We start from the raw sequence: 18198 nt of genomic DNA, 5'->3' as shown, positions 1-18198 counted from the left end.
GGAGTATTTCGGGCAAGATGAAGAAAGGGGCGTGGCGTGGGCGGCGCCCTTTTCGCGTTCGTGATGGGGCGTTTTTCGCCGGTGCCCTTGCAGCCCCTTGAGCGCATGACTAAGACTCCGTTAGCACCTCGGCGCTAAAACGAAACGCAAGTTGAGAACAGGCAGGAACAGATGAAAGATCCCTTCGAGATTTACATGAATACCCTCGTGCCCATGGTGGTCGAACAGACCAGCCGGGGCGAGCGGGCGTATGACATCTTTTCGCGCCTGCTGAAGGAGCGGATCATCTTCGTGTCAGGCCCGGTGCATGACGGCATGTCGAGCCTGATCGTGGCGCAGCTTCTGCATCTCGAGGCCGAGAACCCCAGTAAGGAAATCTCGATGTATATCAACTCGCCCGGCGGCGTGGTGACGTCGGGGCTCTCGATCTATGACACGATGCAATACATCAAGCCGAAGGTGTCGACGCTGGTGATCGGCCAGGCGGCGTCGATGGGATCGCTTCTGTTGACCGCGGGCGAGGCGGGGATGCGTTACAGCCTGCCCAACAGCAGGATCATGGTGCACCAGCCCTCGGGCGGCTATCAGGGACAGGCGACGGATATCATGATCCATGCCGAAGAGACGCTGAAGCTGAAGAAGCGGCTGAACGAGATCTATGTCAAACATACCGGCCGCAAGCTGAAAGAGGTCGAGGCCGCGCTGGAACGCGACAATTTCATGTCGCCGGAAGAGGCCAAGGGCTGGGGCCTGATCGACGAGATCGTGGAAAGCCGCGCCAAGACGGACGACGAGGGATAAGCACGTCTCGGACGCCAATCGGCGCAGGGGCGAATTTGACATTGTGACCCGCCGGGGCTTGGCCTAAGCTTGAGCCGGGCAAGGGGACAAGCCGGCGACGGCAATGAAACGCGAGACGGGCCTGAAAGGACGATCATGTCGAACAACTCTGGCGGTAGCGACAGCAAGAACACGCTCTACTGCAGCTTCTGCGGCAAGAGCCAGCATGAGGTGCGCAAGCTGATTGCCGGGCCGACCGTGTTCATCTGCGATGAATGCGTCGAGCTATGTATGGACATCATCCGCGAAGAGACCAAGAACGCCGGGCTGAAAAGCGCCGAAGGTGTGCCGACGCCGCATGAGATCTGCGACGTTCTGGACGACTACGTGATCGGCCAGAAGATGGCCAAGCGGGTGCTGTCGGTGGCGGTGCACAACCACTATAAACGGCTCAACCACTCGCAGAAGTCGTCCGACATCGAACTGGCGAAGTCGAACATCCTTCTGATCGGTCCGACCGGCTGCGGCAAGACGCTGCTGGCGCAGACGCTGGCGCGGATTCTTGATGTACCGTTTACCATGGCGGACGCCACGACGCTGACCGAGGCCGGCTATGTTGGCGAGGATGTCGAGAACATTATCCTCAAGCTGTTGCAGTCGAGCGAATACAATGTCGACCGCGCCCAGCGCGGCATTGTCTATATCGACGAGGTCGACAAGATCACTCGCAAGTCGGAAAACCCCTCGATCACCCGCGACGTCAGCGGCGAAGGCGTGCAGCAGGCGCTGCTGAAACTGATGGAAGGCACCGTGGCCAGCGTGCCGCCGCAGGGCGGGCGCAAGCATCCGCAGCAGGAATTTCTGCAGGTCGACACCACCAACATCCTGTTCATCTGCGGTGGCGCCTTTGCCGGGCTGGACAAGATCATCGCGCAGCGCGGCAAAGGCTCGGCCATGGGCTTCGGGGCTGATGTGCGCGACAACGACGCGCGCAACGTCGGAGAGATCTTCAAGGATCTCGAGCCCGAAGATCTGCTGAAATTCGGCCTGATCCCGGAATTCGTCGGCCGTCTGCCGGTGATCGCGACGCTGGAGGATCTTGACGAGGAGGCGCTGGTCACCATCCTGACCCAGCCCAAGAACGCGCTGGTCAAACAGTACCAGCGGCTGTTCGAGCTGGAGGATGCGCAGCTGAGCTTCACCGACGATGCACTCAAGGCCATTGCCAAGCGGGCCATCGAACGCAAGACCGGCGCGCGCGGGCTGCGGTCGATCCTCGAGGACGTGCTACTGGACACGATGTTCGAACTGCCGGGCATGGAGAATGTCGAAGAGGTGGTGGTGAACGAGGAAGCGGTGATCCACTCGGAGGCGAAACCGCTGATCATCTATGCTGACAGCAAGGCCCAGGAAGGCGCCAGCGCGGGCTGAGCCCGGCGGCCTTACGCTGCGGTGACGCCGGCCTTCTGGTGCCGGGCATAAGACTTGGCCAATTCGAACCGCGGGCCCAGTTCCTGTGCGGTCTGGGCTTCGGAGCGGGCTTGCCAGGCTGTGCCCCCGGCGTCGATAAACCCCTCGGTTTCCAGGATTTTTTGCAGTTGTGGCAGGTCGTGTTCGCCTTGCCACATGTGTTTGCGCGGGGTGTTCTTCGGGCGCCAGTTGCGAATGAGTGCGTCGACGATGACAGGGGCGCGACCTGAGAAGCTGGTGATGTGTTTCTCGATCATTGCGGTGGCGTGCGAGCGCCGCCTGAGTAGCGTGCCGATGCGCTGGTCGGCGCGTGCGGTCATGCCGACGAGATGCAGCGCCGAGCCTTCGGAGGCGAGGATCGTATCGGCGGCCTTGTAGCGCGCGACCTGAGTCGGCAGATCGTGCGCCTGGGGGTGGAAGATCTCGTAGCCGTGGTCGGCCAGGCGGGCTTCGATGTCGTCTTCGTAGATCAGCCCGCCCTTGCCAGGACCAAGGCGACTGCGGCTGATGTAGAGCCGGGCGGGGCCGTCGGGGGCGATGTCACGTCCGAAGCGGCTGTGGATCGTGTCGCGGAAGGCGGGTGTGCCGGCGGCGATCTCGCCCAGGCCGAAGCCCTGGCCGGGCACGAAAAGCCGCTCGACCCGGGTGGGGTCGGTGATCACGCGAACCGGCAGGTCGCACCCGAGCAGGTGCAGGAAATCGGACTGGAAGGTGAACACCTTGTCCTCGCGCCGGGGCCGCTTGGGGATGTAGAGAAGGCCGTCGAGCCGGTCTTCAAGCTGGGGCAGGGGCCAGAGCCGATTGGTGCTTTCGACGAGGAAATGACCAAAATGGCCCCAGAGCATGCCGCCCCAGAGCCAGGTGCCTCCAAGCCGGGGAACGTCGCCAAGAGGCCGTTCGGGTCGCAGCGTCATCGGGCGGTGCTTGCGCCAGAGCGCACCGCGTGGGCAATAGCGGCCATCGGCGTGCAGCACGCCCGCCGGCTGGATGAAATCGCTTTCCTGCGGCGGCACGGCATATGCGTTTTCCAGCTCGAGCAGGTCCGACGACCAGCCGCGATGCGGCTTGGGCGGCGACAGGTCGAAGGGACGGGATTTCATGTGCCGGCCGCGTCCTCCGCGCGCTCGCACGCCCAAACGGTGCGGGTGGAATAGTCTTCGATCTTGCGGAACCCGGCGTCGCGCAGGATCGACTTGCAGTGGCGCATGCCGGAAACGCCATAGAGACCGGGATGGAACTCGATCACCAGGGCGCGCAGGCCCGTGAGGTCGGCATGTTCCAGGAAATCGAGTTCGCCGCCTTCGATATCCATCACCAGAACGCTGGGCCTGAAGCGGCTGCGCAAGGCGTCATAGCTGGCGGTGGGCACTTCGACCGGGGTGCTTTGGCGACGCGGGTCCTGCACCAGCGAGGAGCCGAGAAAGCTGTTGCGGATGTGGAAGGTGACGTATTCGGGCGATTCCGGCTGGGTGAGCAGCACCTCGTTGCGCAGGGTGATCTTGGACTTGATCTTGTTGCGCGCATAGAGCGCCTCGATATGCGGGATCAATGCCGGGTTGGCCTCGAATGCCATCTGTGCCGCCGGTCTGGCGTTGCGGGCGATGACCGCGCCGACCAGGCCGATACCGGCCCCGAGCTCGATCACACGGTCGTCGCTGCCGATGACATGCAGCGCCGCGGCGATTTCCTGGCCTTCGTAGCGCCCGGAGTTGATCCGGTCGATGCGGGTGTCGTTGAGAAACGGGGATCCGGGCACCTCGATGCCCATAAATGCGGCGGCGACACCGTCCGCCCCGGTGGGGATGGGGGAGTGTTGGTTCATGGTCCTGCTCTGCCTGGGTGGCGCCATTTGCGGCGCACGTGTTTCCTTGAAATTGTCACAACCGCGTTGGGGGATACAAAGGAAAATCAAGGATTGCGCGAATTTATGTCAGAAGTGATGCATCCCGGGCCGCGCGGGCTGGACCTTGGCCCCAAGTTGCGCCATATCGGGTGCAGGACATGCGGAGGCATCCATGGGCATCATCAAAACCCTTCTGCGTGCGGTCACCTGGTGGAACGGGTCGACGCTGAACACTCAGCTTTATACCTGGCGCAAGGGCGTCCAGGTCGGCGAGGATGAGCAGGGCAACCGCTTCTACCGGTCGCGCGACGGTAAAAAGCGCTGGGTGATCTACAACGGCGAGGCCGAGGCCACCCGGGTGAGTGCTGACTGGCATGGCTGGCTGCACCATACGTTCGATGCGGTGCCGAGCGAGCAGCCGCTGGCGCACAAGGCCTGGGAGAAACCACACCAGGAAAACCTGACCGGCACGATGCTGGCTTATGCGCCAAGCGGATCGCTGCGGGCGGAGGAGCCGAAGGAGCGCCGCGACTACGAGGCGTGGACCCCGGAATAAGCCCGGAAAAGGCTGAGGACACATGGCGGAAAATACCGGAGAAGTTCTGGTCGGCGGTGCGGTTCTGGCCGTGGCGATCGGGTTTGTGATCTATGCTGGCCAGGCCACCGGGTTCGCCACTGGAACAGGCGGTTATCCGTTGTCTGCGTCGTTCCGCTCGGTTGAAGGCGTGACCGTGGGCACCGACGTGCGGCTGGCCGGGGTCAAGGTCGGCACGGTCACGGACGTGGAGCTGAACCCGGAGACCTTCCGTGCCGACACCACGTTCTCGGTGGTCAAGGGCATCGAGATTCCGGATGACAGCGCGGTGGTGGTGTCTTCCGAGGGCCTCCTGGGCGGAAACTTCGTGGAAATCTTTCCCGGCGGTTCGCCGTTTGGCTACCAGCCGGGGGACGAGATCCTCGACACCCAGGGCGCGGTTTCGCTGATCAACCTGCTGCTGAAATATGTCGGCAGTGGCGGCGAAGAGGACGGCGGCGGCGAGGCCTCGCAATGATCCGACCGCTGGTTGCGCTGGGGATGGCGCTCTGTGCGGCGGCCGTGCAGGCCGAGGAGGTCGAGGTCGCCAAGGGGGCGATGCTGCGCGGTCTCGACAAACTGACGGGCGAGGTCCAGGACCTGCGGGTCTTGAACGGCGACGTGGTGCCGATGGGCCGCATCATGATCGCGTTGGGGGAATGTCGCTATCCCGCGGGCAACCCGTCAGGCGATGCCTATGCCTATCTGGCGATCGGTGAGGTCAGTTCGGAGGATCCGATCTTCACGGGCTGGATGATTGCGTCGTCTCCGGCGCTGAACGCGATGGATCACCGGCGTTACGACGTCTGGGTGTTGCGCTGTATCACTGAATAGGGATTCTGTTCGACCGGCGTTTCGGTGAAGCGGCCCTGATGGGTGAGGGCGTCTTCCAGTCGGAGGCGGTAGTCGGCCCGCGGGATCTCGATGGCGCCCAGCGAGGCGAGATGCGGGGTCAGGAACTGGGTGTCGAATAGCGTGAAACCGGCCCGGTTCAGGTGATCGACCAGATGCGCCAGGGCGATTTTCGAGCCGTCGGTGCGCCGCGATACCATGGATTCGCCGAAAAAGGCGCCGCCGAGGGTGAGGCCGAAAACCCCGCCCCAGAGGCCGTCGAGGTCGCGAATCTCGAAACTGTGAGCGAAACCCATGGCGTGGAGTTGGTGGTAAAGCTCGATCAGGGTGGGATTGATCCAGGTCTCGTCGCGGTCTCCGCAGGCGTGAATCAGGCCAGGGAAATCTTCATTGATCGTGGCGATATAGCCGCCTTTCTTCATGCGCCGAGCGAGCGAGCGGGAAATGTGGAAGCCGTCGAGCGGGATGATGCCGCGGCGGCGCGGGTCGACCCAGAAGAGTTCCGGGTCGTCGTGGGACTCGGCCATTGGAAAAATACCGGAGGCATAGGCGTGCAGCATGAGTTCGGGTGTGATGGTCATGACAGCGCGCCCGGGCGCATCAGCCATCGTTCATGTTTGCGGCGAGCCAGCGTTCCAGCCAGTGGATGTTGTAATTGCCCTCGAGGATGTCGTCTTCCTGCAGAAGCGCGTTGAACAGCGGCACGGTGGTGTCGACGCCGTCGACGATCAGCTCGCCCAAGGCACGGTGCAGGCGGGCCAGCGCCTCGCGGCGGTCGCGGCCATGCACGATCAGCTTGCCGATCAGCGAGTCGTAGTAGGGCGGGATCGAATAGCCGTCATAAAGCGCCGAATCCATCCGCACGCCCAGCCCGCCGGGCGCGTGATACTGGGTGATCCGGCCCGGGCAGGGCGCGAAATTGGGCAGGCGTTCGGCGTTGATGCGCACCTCGATGGCGGCACCGTTGATCTGCAGGTCGTCCTGGGTGAAGGACATCGGCAGGCCTTCGGCGACGCGGATCTGCTCGCGCACCAGGTCGACGCCGAAGATGGCTTCGGTGACGGGGTGTTCGACCTGCAGGCGTGTGTTCATCTCGATGAAGTAGAATTCACCATCCTCGTAGAGGAATTCGATGGTGCCGGCGCCGATGTAGTTGATCTTGGCCACGGCATCGGCGCAGATCTTGCCGATGCGGGCGCGCTCTTCGGCACTGATGGACGGGCCGGGGGCCTCTTCAAACACCTTCTGGTGACGGCGCTGCAGCGAGCAATCGCGCTCGCCCAGATGCACCGCCGTGCCCTTGCCGTCACCGAAAACCTGGATCTCGATGTGGCGCGGCGTCTGCAGGTATTTCTCGACATAGACCTCGTCGTTGCCGAAGTTCGACTTGCCCTCGGCGCGCGCCGTCTGGAAGGCGGATTTCATCTCGGAGGCGTTGCGGGCGACCTTCATGCCCTTGCCGCCGCCACCCGCCGTCGCCTTGATGATCACCGGGTAGCCGATCTCCTCGCCGATCTTCAGCGCGGTTTCAAGATCGGGCACGCCGCCGTCCGAGCCCGGCACGCAAGGCACGCCTAGCGCCTTCATCGTATCCTTGGCGGTGATCTTGTCGCCCATGATGCGGATATGTTCGGCGGTTGGGCCGATGAAGGTGAGGCCGTGATCCTCGATGATCTGGACGAAACTGGCATTTTCGCTGAGGAAGCCGTAGCCCGGGTGGATCGCTTGGGCGCCGGTGATTTCGCAGGCGGCGATGATCGCGGGGATCGAGAGATAGGATTGCGGCGACGGGGCGGGGCCGATGCAGACCGACTCGTCGGCCATGCGGACATGCATCGCGTCGCTGTCGGCGGTGGAATGCACCGCGACCGACTGGATGCCCATTTCTCGCGCCGCCCGAATGACGCGCAGCGCAATTTCTCCGCGGTTGGCGACAAGGATTTTCTCGATCATATTCAGCGCCTTATTGAACGGTTTTTACTCGACGATGACCAGCGGCGTGCCGAACTCGACGGCATCGCCGTCATCGACGAGAATGCGCTTCACGGTGCCCGATTTCGGCGCCGGAATGTGGTTCATCGTTTTCATCGCCTCGACGATCATCAGCGTGTCGCCTTCGGCCACGGTGCTGCCCAGCGAGATGAAGGCGGGGGCGCCCGGTTCGGGCTGGAGGTAAACCGTGCCGACCATCGGCGAGGTGACGGCGCCGGGGTGGCTGGCAGGGTCATCCGCCGTGGCCGGGGTGTCGGCCGGCGCTGATACTGGGGCGGCTGCTGGGGCCGGAGCGGGCACCGCGGCGGCTGCGACAGGCCCGCTGACCTGGGCCACGACCTCGGCTCGGCGGCTGACGCGGACGTTCAGGCTGTCGTTTTCGTCGTATTCGCGTTTCACCGACAGTTCCGTCAGGTCATTTTCCGCCAGAATCTCGGCCAGGGCCTGGATGAAGGCCACGTCGTTTTGGTTGGTCTCGGTCTTTTTGGTCATGCTTGTCCTCGACAGGTCGGGTCCCGTGCACAGCCAGATGTGCAATTGGGCTATCTTGTCCTCTGCGCCTTATAGGGCAAGGAAATCGGGCTGAAAAGCGCCATCGCTCGGGTTGAAAGTGGGGCGTCGTCTGGAAGAATGCGAACCGAAACCGGCGTTCAGAGCGGCATGCCGGTAAGTTTGGCGACCAGTTCGGGCAGCTTACGGGCGCCGAATTTTTCGAGCAACCGGGCGCGGTAGACTTCGATCGTGCGGTAGGACAGCCCGAGATCGCGGCCGATTTCCTTTGAGGTCAAGCCGCGGGCGGTGAGAATAGCGACATCGCGTTCGCGCGGGGTAAGAGCGACGACGGGGCGGTCGTGGCTGAGGTCGGCGAAGGACCAGACGCCGCGAGCGAAGGGATCGTCCGGGGTGAGCGACTGGCCTCGGACCCGGCACCAGAAAAGTTGGCCGGAGCGACGGCGCATGATGCGTTCGTCGCGGTAATGGCCGGTCGCGCGCATCACCTTGAGCCCGCGCGCGCCGATGGATTCGAACTCGGCCCGCGACGGGTAGAGCGCGGCCATCGGGGTATCGATGAACGTTTCGGGCCGGCCGCCAAACACGCCGGCGAATTCCAGGTTGCAGCGCCGGATGATGCGGTCTTCCAGCAGGGCAAGGCCGATCGGCGCATTGTCGAAGGCGATTTCGGACAGCGACATGGCGGCAGTTTCCGGCCTTTTGCAGGCAGGCTCAAGTGGGCGCGTATTTCTACGCAATTGCCCAGCGTCGGGGGGAGTGGTTTGATAACACGTGCGCCAGGGGAGACATGCCATGAATATCGGGCTTTATCTGCAACGCATCGCGCAGGTTCACGGCGACAGGCCGGCACTGTTTTCCGGGCGGGAGGCGGTGGCCGACTATGCCGGTTTCTATGCCCGCGCGATGCAGCTGGCGGGTTGGCTGACGGCGCGCGGCATCGGGCCGGGCGACCGGGTGGCGATCTTCATGAAGAACGTGCCCGATTATCTGATTGTGCAGTACGGAATCTGGCTGGCGGGCGCGGTTGCGGTGCCGATCAATGCCAAGCTGCACGGGCGCGAGGCGGCATGGATCATCGAAAACGCCGAGGCCGGAGTGAGTTTCGCCTCGCCGGGGCTGAGCGCGGCGCTGGTCGAGGCCGGGGCAGGGAGCGAGATCGTCTGTCTGTCGTCCGAACCTTTTGCCGAGATCGCCGCGGCGGTGCCGCTGGCGGCGCCCGTGTCGCGTGGGGCCGACGACCTGGCGTGGCTGTTCTATACCTCGGGCACCACTGGACGGCCCAAGGGGGTGATGATCACCCACCGGATGCTGACGAACATGGCGTTGAGCTATTTCGTCGATGTCGATCAGGTGCATCCGGAGGATACCGCGCTCTATGCCGCGCCGCTGAGCCACGGGGCCGGGATCTACAACATCATGCATGTGATGGTGGGAGCGAAACATGCCTGCCCGGCCTCGGGCGGGTTCGACGAGGCGGAAATCTTCGATCTGGCGGCGCATCACGATCGGGTGCACATGTTCGCGGCGCCGACGATGGTGAAGCGGATGACCGATGCGGCGAAGCGGGTGGGCGCGCGCGGTGAGGGGCTGCGGACCATCGTCTATGGCGGCGGGCCGATGTACCTGGCGGATATCGTCGAGGCGGTGGACTGGTTCGGCGAAGTCTTCGTGCAGATCTATGGCCAGGGAGAATGCCCGATGGCGATCTCGGCCTTGTCGCGCGGCGATGTGAGCGACCGCGCGCACCCGCGTTGGCGCGAGCGGCTGGGCTCGGTCGGACGGGCGCAATCGGTTGTCGAGGTCCGGATCGGCGATGCCGACGGCAACCCCGTGGCGCCGGATGCGCCCGGCGAGATCATGGTGCGCGGCGACGTGGTGATGCCGGGATACTGGCAGAACCCGGAGGCCACGGCGAAGACGCTGGTGAACGGCTGGCTGAGGACCGGCGACGTGGGCAGCATGGATGCCGACGGCTATGTCACCATGCGCGACCGGTCGAAGGACATGATCATCTCGGGCGGCACCAACATCTATCCCCGTGAGGTGGAAGAGGTGCTGCTGGAAATGCCCGAGCTCAGCGAGGTGAGCGTGGTGGGCCGCCCGCATCCCGAGTGGGGCGAAGACGTGGTGGCGTTCGTGGTGATGGAGCCGGGGCACGCGCTGGACGAGGCGGCGCTAGATGCGCACTGCCTGGCCAACATCGCGCGGTTCAAGCGGCCCAAGGCCTATTTCGTGCTGGGGGAGCTGCCGAAGAACAACTACGGCAAGGTGCTGAAGACCAAGCTGAGAGAGATGCTGGAGGATGTGGCAAATGACTGATCTCAAGGGAAAATCTGCGCTGGTCACGGGCTCGGTCCAGGGCATCGGTCTGGCGGTGGCCGAGGCGCTGGCGGGGGCGGGGGCGCGGATCGCGGTGCACGGTCTGGCTACGCCAGACGAGGCGGCGGAGGTTTGCGCCGAATTGCAGGCGAAGGGCGCGCCAGACGCGCGGTTCTTTCCAGCCGACATGCGCGATCCGGATCAGATCGAAACGATGCTGGCAGCGGTCGAGGCCTGGGGACCGGTGGATATCCTGGTCAACAATGCCGGTATTCAGCGCACGGCGGCGCTCAAGGATGTGACCCGCGAGATATGGGATGCGATCATCGCGGTGAACCTGTCGGCGGCCTATCACACCATGCACGGGATCCTGCCGGGGATGGCCAGGCGCGGCTTTGGCCGGGTGGTGAACATCGCCAGCGTGCACGGGTTGGTGGCGTCAAAGAACAAGGTGCCCTATGTGGCGTCGAAATTCGGGCTGGTGGGAATGAGCAAGGTGGCGGCGCTGGAATATGCCGATGCCGGCAGCAAGGCGTCCGGCGGCGTGACGGTGAACTGCATTGCGCCGGGCTGGACCGAGACGGCGATTATCGAGCCGCAGGTGGCGGAACGTGCGGCGCAGTTCGGCGGCGACCGCGACAAGGGAATCGCGGATCTCCTGAGCGAGAAGCAGCCGACCAAGCGGACCTCGGATCCATCGGAGATCGGCGCGCTGGCTTTATGGCTGTGCGCGCCGATCGCCCACAACGTGACCGGCACGGTGATCCCAGTGGATGGCGGCTGGACCGCGCAGTAGGGCCACTGCATGGAAAGGGTGCGAACTGACTGGCCCCCGTTCGGCGACGGTGATCGGGGGCCTGGCGGCGCACCCGCCCCGCTGCCGCGCGCTGCCCCGACGTGGGACCCAGCGGATCACGGCTGTTTCTTTTGCTTTTCTTCCTGGACGTCGGCGAGTTCCTGTTGCAGGCGCAGCTCGTGCAGCAGAACGGCGGTCATCGGCTTGGACAGCACGGTGGACCCGGGCCGTGAGGTTGTGGCCGGGACCGCGGCGTCGACCGTCGGCGACGGCTCGGCCCTGAGGCGTGGTTTCTGTGTCGTTTGGGCCTGTGGCACGGCTTGCACGGTTTCGACCGGAGCGGCGGCGGCCGCGGTGGCATGGGCTTGAATGGCAGACGCCCGATCCGCGGCAGAACGGGCAGAAAAGCTGATCTGCGTGTGATGCGGCGACCCCCGCGCCAAGGCGGATGCACCGGTCGGTTCGATTGGAGACATCCCGTCGGCTCCTCATTCGGAGCCCCCACCGTCGCCTAGATTGGCGCCAAAAAAATTAAGGCTGCGTTAACGCGCAGCCATTTGAAAGGTTGGTTTCGAAGAGAATGCCGTGCGCTCTCGTTGCGCCTGCGTCGGCCGGGCGGCGTGGACCGCCCGGCCAGTATCCGGCCTTACGGGCAGGGTGCGGTATAGTAGGTGCCGTCGCCGTTTGAATAGGCACATTCATTCGTGGCGTTGTTGCGGGCCACCATGACGCCGGCGGCAGCGCCAGCCAGAGCGGTCAGGATGGTCCAGTTGCGGTTGGCCCCGAGCGCCTGGGCGGTGATCGCGCCCACCGCCGCGCCAGCGAGCGCGCCGCCGAGTTCGTTCTGTTCCTGGCGGGTCATCTGGCAGCCGGAAAGCGCGAAGCTGGCGACGAGAGCGAGGGAAATGAGTTTGGTCTTCATGATCTTCTCCAAGTGGCTTCACGTTTACGATAGGCGCGGGCGCGGCAGAGAACATGATTTGCGTCAAATTCGGGACATCACCGGCGGGTTTCCGCCGGTGCAACGCGAAACCCCCGCTCGGGTCAGAGCGGGGGCCGGTAAGTTTTCAGGCTATGGTGGTGTTTGTCGCTTACTTCTGCACCCGGTTGGCGATCAGGTCGTCGACCACAGACGGATCGGCCAAGGTCGAGGTATCGCCCAGCGCACCGTAGTCATTCTCGGCGATCTTGCGCAGGATGCGGCGCATGATCTTGCCCGAGCGGGTTTTCGGCAGGCCGGGGGCCCACTGGATGGCGTCGGGCGAGGCGATCGGGCCGATTTCCTTGCGCACCCAGTTGCGCAGCTCGGTCTTGAGCTCGTCGGTGTATTCCTCGCCCTCCATCAGGGTGACATAGCAATAGATGCCCTGGCCCTTGATGTCGTGCGGGAAGCCGACCACGGCGGCCTCGGACACCTTGGGGTGGGCGACGAGAGCGGATTCGACCTCGGCGGTGCCCATGCGGTGGCCCGAGACGTTGATCACGTCATCGACCCGGCCGGTGATCCAGTAGTCGCCGTCCTCGTCCCGACGGCAGCCGTCGCCGGCGAAGTAGTAGCCCTTGTAGTCGGAGAAGTAGGTTTTGACGAAGCGGTCATGGTCTCCATAGACGGTGCGCATCTGGCCGGGCCAGCTGTCTTTCATGCACAGAACGCCCTCGGCAGGATTGCCGTGGATCTCTTCGCCGGAGGTCGGTTCGAGCACCACCGGCAGCACCCCGAAGAACGGCTTCATCGCAGCGCCGGGCTTGGTGGCGTGGGCGCCGGGCAGCGGCGTCATCATGTGGCCACCAGTTTCGGTTTGCCACCAGGTGTCGACGATCGGGCAGGTGCCCTTGCCGACGACGTCGTTGTACCAGTTCCAGGCCTCGGGGTTGATCGGCTCGCCCACGGTGCCCAGCACCTTGAGCGCGGAAAGATCGTATTTCTCGACTGGTTCCGGCCCGTGCGCCATCAGCGCGCGGATCGCCGTGGGGGCGGTGTAGAACTGGTTCACCTTGTGCTTTTCGCACACCGCCCAGAACCGGCCCACATCCGGGTAGGTCGGCACGCCTTCGAACATCAGCGTGGTGGCGCCGTTGGCGAGCGGGCCGTAGACGATGTAGCTGTGACCGGTGACCCAGCCCACGTCGGCGGTACACCAGTAGACATCGCCGTCGTGGTAATCGAAGACGTATTCATGTGTCATCGCGGCCCAGAGCAGGTAGCCGCCCGAGGTATGCAGCACGCCCTTGGGCGCGCCGGTGGAACCGGAGGTGTAGAGGATGAAGAGCGCGTCTTCGGCATTCATCGGTTCGGCCGGGCAGTCGGTCGAGGCATGGGCCATCAGCGTGTGATAGGCATGATCGCGGCCGTCCTGCATGTTCACATCCGCGCCGGTGCGTTCCACCACCAGCACCTGGGTGTCACCGCAGATCGCCAGCGCCTTGTCGACATTGGCCTTGAGCGGCGTGTTGCGGCCGCCGCGCGGGGCTTCGTCGGCGGTGATGACCAGCGCCGCGGCGCAGCCATCGACCCGGGCGGCCAGCGCCTCGGGCGAGAACCCGGCGAAGACAATGGAGTGAATGGCACCGATGCGGGCACAGGCCAGCATGGCATAGGCGGCTTCGGGGATCATCGGCATGTAAAGCACGACGCGGTCGCCCTTGGAAATGCCGAGATCGTTTTTCAGCACGTTGGCGAGTTTGTTCACCTGCTCGGAGAGTTCGAGATAGGTGATGTGCTTGGAAATGCCCGGATCGTCGCTTTCCCAGATGATCGCAGTCTGGTCGGCGCGGGTGTCGAGGTGGCGGTCGATGCAATTGGCGCTGACGTTCAGTTCGCCGTCTTCAAACCATTTGATCGACACGTCCGGGTGAGCGAAGCTGACATTCTTGATCTTGGTCGGCGTCTTGGCCCAGGTCAGGCGTTCGGCCTGTTTGGCCCAGAACCCGTCAGGGTCATTGATCGAGGCGGCATACATTTCGTTGTATTTGGTCGCGTCGATATGCGCGTTTTTGACGAAATCGGCGGAGGGCGGGTAGGTTTTGATCTCGGTCATGAGTCTGGCCTTCATGTCTGTCTTTGCGAAACGGGGTTCACGGGGGAGATTAGGCGCGCGCCTTTCTGCAAGCAACAGAGACGAAAGGCGGGCGACCCGGCTAACTTCTGCGTGTTCTGAGCAATTGGCATCGAAAAACGCTGTCAGTCGCTTGGTGCGCGTGCGTTTTCCGATGCGCCTTTGTCATAGGTGGCAATCCCGCTTAGATGGCCAGATACTCGGCACGAAGCTCTTCGTTTTCGAGAACTTCCGCGGCGGAGCCGTCGAAGACGATGCCGCCGGTGTCGAGGATCACCGCACGGTCCGCCAGCTCGAGCGCCCGCACGGCGTTCTGTTCGACGATCACGGTAGTGATACCCTGTTCCTTGATGATGCGGAGGGTCTTTTCGATTTCATCCACGATCACCGGGGCCAGGCCTTCGTAGGGCTCATCGAGCAGCAGCACCTTGATGTCGCGGGCCAGTGCGCGTCCGATGGCCAGCATTTGCTGTTCGCCGCCCGAGAGCGTCACGCCCTCCTGCTTTCGGCGTTCGCCGAGGCGGGGGAAGAGCTCGTAGACGCGTTCCTTCGACCAGCCGACGGGCGGGGCGATCTGGGCCAGTTCGATGTTCTCCTCCACGGTCAAGCCGGGGATGATGCAACGGTCCTCGGGCACCAGGGCGATGCCGGTCTGGCTGGCCTCGTAGCTGGACATCAGGTGCAGCGGCTTGTGGTCGAGCCAGATTTCGCCGTGCTGCACCTGCGGGTCGTTCATGCGGGCGATCGAGCGCAGCGTGGTGGTCTTGCCGGCGCCGTTGCGGCCCAGCAGGGCCAGGATTTCGCCCTCGTGCACGTTGAACGAGATGTTCTGCACGATGTAGCTTTCGCCGTAGTAGGCCTGCAACTCCCAGATCGAGAGATAGGCCGGGGCGGTTTCGGCCAGGTTGTGGCCCTTCGAGAAGTCGGGTTTGACGTTCATGGCGTCCCCTCCTTACGCGGCTTCGCCGAGATACGCTTCGCGCACCTTCGGGTTGCCCTTGATGTTTTCGGGATCGTCCTCGACCAGCGGCGTGCCCTGAGCCAGAACGGTGATCCGGTCGGCCAGCGAGAACACCACGTGCATGTCGTGTTCGATAATCGCGATGGTGATATCACGTTCGTCCTTGATCTGCTTCAAAAGATCGATCGTGTTGTTGGTGTCGGCGCGTGCCATGCCGGCGGTGGGTTCGTCCAGCAGCAGCAGGCGCGGGTCCTGGGAAAGACACATCGCGATCTCGAGCCGGCGCTTGTTGCCGCGTGACATCGAGGCGGAATGGTCGTCCTTCTGGTCGATCATGCCCATTTCCTCGAGCATGTGTTCGGCTTTTTCGACGATGTCGCGCTCGTTATGCATGTTTTCGACGGCATGCATGCGGAAGGCGCCATCGCGCTTGGCGAAACAGGCGATCAGCATGTTTTCCAGCACCGTCAGGTCGCCGAAAATCTCGGGTGTCTGGAACACGCGGGAGATGCCCATCTGGTTAATCTCGTAGGGCGTGCGGCCCAGCACCGACTGGCCATCGAACATCACCGAGCCGGTGTCGGGAATGAGCTTGCCCACAAAGCAGTTCAGCAGAGTAGACTTGCCGGCACCGTTCGGTCCGATGATGGCGTGGCAGCTGTTTTCCTTGACCGAGAGGTTTACATCCCCCAGGGCCTGCAGGCCGCCGAAGCGCTTGTTGACGTTCTTGACTTCAAGAATACCCATCTTGCGTCTCCTTATTCGGCCGGGGTTGCGTTGGTGGCCGTGTCATCGGCCTTGTTGCGACGGAACCGAGAAGCCAATTTCTGGCCACCCTGCACGAGCCCGCCTGGAAGGAAGATGATCACCAGCATAAACAGCACGCCCTGGGTCATATGCCAGCCTTCGCCGGTGAACCAGGAGGCCAGCCAGACCATCGCATATTCCAGAGATTCCGGCAGGAAGCTGAACCAGTCGTGCAGCAGCTTTTCGTTCATCTTGGAGATGATGTTTTCCATGTACTTGATGGTGCCGGCGCCGAGGATCGGTCCGATCAGCGTGCCGACGCCGCCGAGGATGGTCATGATCACCACCGCGCCGGATTCGGTCCAGTACATCCGCTCGGCGCCCGCCAGCGGGTCCATCGCGGCGAGCAGGCCGCCGGCAAGCCCGGCATACATGCCCGAGATCACAAAGGCTGCCAGCGTATAGGGCTTGGAGTTGAGGCCGGTATAGGACATGCGTGTCTGGTTCGACTTGATCGCGCGCAGCATCAGTCCGAAGGGCGACCGGAAGATCCGGATCGACAGGTAGAAGCTGAGGATCAGGAGGATGGCGCAGAGATAGTAGCCGACCGGGAAGACGAATTCCCACGGGCCGATCGACAGGACTTTCCGGGCGCCCATTTCCAGGCCGAAAAGATGCGGGCTGGTCGGCCCATTGCCCAGCAGGATCTGAGGATCGTTGTTGTAGATCTGCAGCCCGGTCTCGCCATTGGTGAGCGTGATGCCCATCCAGCGGCCGAACAGGTCGGAATAGGCGATGGCATACATCATCTGGGCAAAGGCCAGCGTCAGGATCGAGAAGTAGATCCCCGAGCGGCGCAGGCTGATCCAGCCGATCACCACCGACACAAGCCCGGCGACGACGACGCTGAGGATCAGGGCCGGAAGGATGTTGTAGTTCAGAAGCTTGAACATCCACACTGCCGCATAGGACCCGACACCCAGGAATGCGGCGTGACCGAAGGACAAGTATCCGGTCAGGCCGAACAGAATGTTGAAGCCGATGGCGAAGATGCCGAAGATCGCGAAGCGCTGCATCAGGTCGGGATAGCCGCCGTTGAAGAAGGCGAACCCCGAGTCCTTGGGGAAAATGTTCAGGATGATCGGCGCGAACAGCGACAGCGCGACAACGAACATCAGCAGGCTGGTGTCTTTCTTGTTGAGACCGAGCATGGGTTAGTCCTCCATCACGCCTTTTTTGCCCATCAGGCCACGCGGGCGGGTGAGCAGAATGATAATCGCGACCAGGTAGATGATGATCTGGTCGATTCCGTCGAGGATTTCCTTGACGGCTGTCATCGAGGCGAAGCTTTCCAGGATGCCGAGCAGGAAGCCCGCAGCCACGGCGCCGGGCAGGCTGCCCATGCCGCCGACCACGACCACGACAAAGCTGAGCACCAGGAAGTCCATGCCCATGTGGTAGTTCGGGGCGTTGATCGGCGCGTACATCACCCCGGCCCAGCCGGCCACGACGGCGGCAATGGCGAACATGATGGTGAAGCGGCGGTCGATGTTGATGCCCAGAAGGCCCACGGTTTCACGGTCGGCCATGCCGGCGCGCACCACCATCCCGAAGGTGGTGAATTGCAGGAAGGCGAACACGCCGCCGATCACCACGGCCGAGAAGAAGAAATAGATCATCCGCCAGTAGGGGTAGATGATGACATTCGGATCAAAGCCCAGCATGGCGCCGAAATCGATCGAGCCGCGGAACATGTCCGGAGCTGGGGTCTGGATCGGGTTGGCGCCGTAGATGCCGCGCACAAGCTCCTGCAGGATGATCGCCAGGCCGAAGGTCACCAGGATCTGGTCGGCATGGGGGCGCTTGTAGAAATGCTTGATCAGCCCGCGTTCCATCACCAGGCCGACCAGGATCATGATCGGAATCGAGAACAGGATTGCTAGCGGCACCGACCAGTCGATCAGCGCGCCACCGAATTCTGGGCCAAACCAGGCCTCCAGATACGGCGTTTCGACCTTGAGCGGTTTGCCAAGAAAGTCCGTCTGAGTGGGATCTTCGGTGACATAGCTGAGGTTCAGAATCCGCGACAGGGAGACCGAGCAGAAGGCGCCGATCATGAACAGCGCCCCATGGGCGAAGTTCACCACGCCGAGGGTGCCGAAGATCAGCGTCAGGCCGAGGGCGATCAGCGCATAGGCCGAGCCCTTGTCGAGGCCGTTGAGAATTTGCGGAAGGATGACGTCCATTATCCCCACCTGTGTAGAATGGATGGTCGGAAAAAGCCCGGGCAAGGCG

General features: G+C 63.3%; 20 protein-coding genes. 7 read left to right on the top strand and 13 right to left on the bottom strand.

Annotation, left to right across the window (positions count from 1 at the left end; translation table 11 throughout):
• Nucleotides 1-171 precede the first annotated feature (171 nt).
• Both NO357_RS15955 and clpX read left to right on the top strand, forming a co-directional pair.
• Nucleotides 172-801: an ATP-dependent Clp protease proteolytic subunit gene (locus NO357_RS15955; RefSeq protein WP_306736699.1), complete on the top strand. Its 630-nt coding sequence runs from the start codon at nucleotides 172-174 to the stop codon at nucleotides 799-801.
• Nucleotides 802-936: 135 nt separating this feature from the next.
• On the top strand, nucleotides 937-2211 hold the full coding sequence (gene clpX, locus NO357_RS15950; protein ID WP_306736698.1) for an ATP-dependent Clp protease ATP-binding subunit ClpX: 1275 nt from the start codon (nucleotides 937-939) through the stop codon (nucleotides 2209-2211).
• Nucleotides 2212-2222: 11 nt separating this feature from the next.
• Here the strand turns inward: clpX and NO357_RS15945 are convergent, their stop codons facing one another.
• Nucleotides 2223-3350, bottom strand: a complete 1128-nt coding sequence (locus NO357_RS15945) for a glycosyltransferase family 61 protein (RefSeq protein WP_306736697.1) — start codon at nucleotides 3348-3350, stop codon at nucleotides 2223-2225.
• A complete protein-coding gene (locus tag NO357_RS15940; RefSeq protein ID WP_306736696.1) occupies nucleotides 3347-4072 on the bottom strand; it encodes an FkbM family methyltransferase in 726 nt (241 codons plus the stop codon). Before NO357_RS15940 ends, NO357_RS15945 begins: the two co-directional genes overlap by 4 nt.
• Nucleotides 4073-4265: 193 nt before the next feature.
• Here NO357_RS15940 and NO357_RS15935 point away from each other — a divergent pair, with 193 nt between their 5' ends.
• The 3 genes from NO357_RS15935 to NO357_RS15925 are packed head-to-tail and all read left to right on the top strand — an operon-like array spanning nucleotide 4266 to nucleotide 5501.
• Nucleotides 4266-4649: an NADH:ubiquinone oxidoreductase subunit NDUFA12 gene (locus tag NO357_RS15935; protein ID WP_306736695.1), complete on the top strand. Its 384-nt coding sequence runs from the start codon at nucleotides 4266-4268 to the stop codon at nucleotides 4647-4649.
• A 22-nt stretch (nucleotides 4650-4671) separates the two neighbouring features.
• Nucleotides 4672-5145, top strand: a complete 474-nt coding sequence (mlaD, locus tag NO357_RS15930; RefSeq protein ID WP_306736694.1) for an outer membrane lipid asymmetry maintenance protein MlaD — start codon at nucleotides 4672-4674, stop codon at nucleotides 5143-5145.
• Entirely contained in the window at nucleotides 5142-5501 is a 360-nt protein-coding gene (locus tag NO357_RS15925) for a DUF2155 domain-containing protein (protein ID WP_306736693.1), read from the top strand. The genes mlaD and NO357_RS15925 overlap by 4 nt, the downstream gene beginning before the upstream one ends.
• Here NO357_RS15925 and aat read toward each other — a convergent pair.
• The 4 genes from aat to NO357_RS15905 form a co-directional block, all read right to left on the bottom strand.
• On the bottom strand, nucleotides 5465-6100 hold the full coding sequence (gene aat, locus NO357_RS15920) for a leucyl/phenylalanyl-tRNA--protein transferase (protein WP_306736692.1): 636 nt from the start codon (nucleotides 6098-6100) through the stop codon (nucleotides 5465-5467). The two genes, NO357_RS15925 and aat, sit on opposite strands and share 37 nt — an antisense overlap.
• A gap of 19 nt (nucleotides 6101-6119) precedes the next feature.
• On the bottom strand, nucleotides 6120-7472 hold the full coding sequence (gene accC, locus NO357_RS15915; protein WP_306736691.1) for an acetyl-CoA carboxylase biotin carboxylase subunit: 1353 nt from the start codon (nucleotides 7470-7472) through the stop codon (nucleotides 6120-6122).
• Between the two features lie 24 nt (nucleotides 7473-7496).
• Nucleotides 7497-8003 carry an acetyl-CoA carboxylase biotin carboxyl carrier protein gene (gene accB, locus NO357_RS15910; protein ID WP_306736690.1) on the bottom strand — a complete coding sequence of 169 codons (507 nt, stop codon included), beginning with the start codon at nucleotides 8001-8003 and terminating at the stop codon, nucleotides 7497-7499.
• A gap of 158 nt (nucleotides 8004-8161) precedes the next feature.
• A complete protein-coding gene (locus NO357_RS15905) occupies nucleotides 8162-8698 on the bottom strand; it encodes a helix-turn-helix domain-containing protein (RefSeq protein ID WP_306736902.1) in 537 nt (178 codons plus the stop codon).
• 118 nt (nucleotides 8699-8816) lie between these two features.
• Between NO357_RS15905 and NO357_RS15900 the strand changes: the two genes are divergently transcribed.
• Together NO357_RS15900 and NO357_RS15895 are read left to right on the top strand one after the other, a co-directional pair.
• Entirely contained in the window at nucleotides 8817-10343 is a 1527-nt protein-coding gene (locus NO357_RS15900) for a class I adenylate-forming enzyme family protein (RefSeq protein ID WP_306736689.1), read from the top strand.
• The gene (locus tag NO357_RS15895; RefSeq protein WP_306736688.1) at nucleotides 10336-11139 is read left to right on the top strand and encodes an SDR family NAD(P)-dependent oxidoreductase; all 804 of its coding nucleotides are present in this window, start codon (nucleotides 10336-10338) and stop codon (nucleotides 11137-11139) included. Before NO357_RS15900 ends, NO357_RS15895 begins: the two co-directional genes overlap by 8 nt.
• 116 nt (nucleotides 11140-11255) lie before the next feature.
• On the opposite strand, the gene NO357_RS15890 is transcribed toward NO357_RS15895, so the two are convergent.
• The 7 genes from NO357_RS15890 to NO357_RS15860 all read right to left on the bottom strand — a co-directional run bounded on the left by NO357_RS15890 (nucleotide 11256) and on the right by NO357_RS15860 (nucleotide 18149).
• A complete protein-coding gene (locus tag NO357_RS15890; RefSeq protein ID WP_306736687.1) occupies nucleotides 11256-11615 on the bottom strand; it encodes a hypothetical protein in 360 nt (119 codons plus the stop codon).
• A 170-nt stretch (nucleotides 11616-11785) separates the two neighbouring features.
• Nucleotides 11786-12061 (bottom strand): YMGG-like glycine zipper-containing protein, encoded by a 276-nt coding sequence (locus NO357_RS15885; RefSeq protein ID WP_306736686.1) that lies wholly within the window; start codon nucleotides 12059-12061, stop codon nucleotides 11786-11788.
• Between the two features lie 169 nt (nucleotides 12062-12230).
• Nucleotides 12231-14177: an acetate--CoA ligase gene (gene acs / locus NO357_RS15880; protein WP_306736685.1), complete on the bottom strand. Its 1947-nt coding sequence runs from the start codon at nucleotides 14175-14177 to the stop codon at nucleotides 12231-12233.
• A gap of 202 nt (nucleotides 14178-14379) precedes the next feature.
• A complete protein-coding gene (locus tag NO357_RS15875; RefSeq protein ID WP_306736684.1) occupies nucleotides 14380-15135 on the bottom strand; it encodes an ABC transporter ATP-binding protein in 756 nt (251 codons plus the stop codon).
• 12 nt (nucleotides 15136-15147) lie between these two features.
• The gene (locus NO357_RS15870) at nucleotides 15148-15903 is read right to left on the bottom strand and encodes an ABC transporter ATP-binding protein (protein ID WP_306736683.1); all 756 of its coding nucleotides are present in this window, start codon (nucleotides 15901-15903) and stop codon (nucleotides 15148-15150) included.
• An 11-nt stretch (nucleotides 15904-15914) separates the two neighbouring features.
• Nucleotides 15915-17114, bottom strand: a complete 1200-nt coding sequence (locus tag NO357_RS15865) for a branched-chain amino acid ABC transporter permease (RefSeq protein ID WP_306736682.1) — start codon at nucleotides 17112-17114, stop codon at nucleotides 15915-15917.
• Nucleotides 17115-17117: 3 nt separating this feature from the next.
• Complete coding sequence (locus tag NO357_RS15860; protein ID WP_306736681.1) at nucleotides 17118-18149, bottom strand: branched-chain amino acid ABC transporter permease; 1032 nt, start codon at nucleotides 18147-18149, stop codon at nucleotides 17118-17120.
• Between the last annotated feature and the right edge of the window lie 49 nt (nucleotides 18150-18198).

The organism is Marimonas arenosa, from assembly GCF_030848945.1.
Taxonomy (GTDB): Bacteria; Pseudomonadota; Alphaproteobacteria; order Rhodobacterales; family Rhodobacteraceae; genus Marimonas; species Marimonas arenosa.
This window is presented reverse-complemented; position numbering and strand designations above follow the sequence as displayed.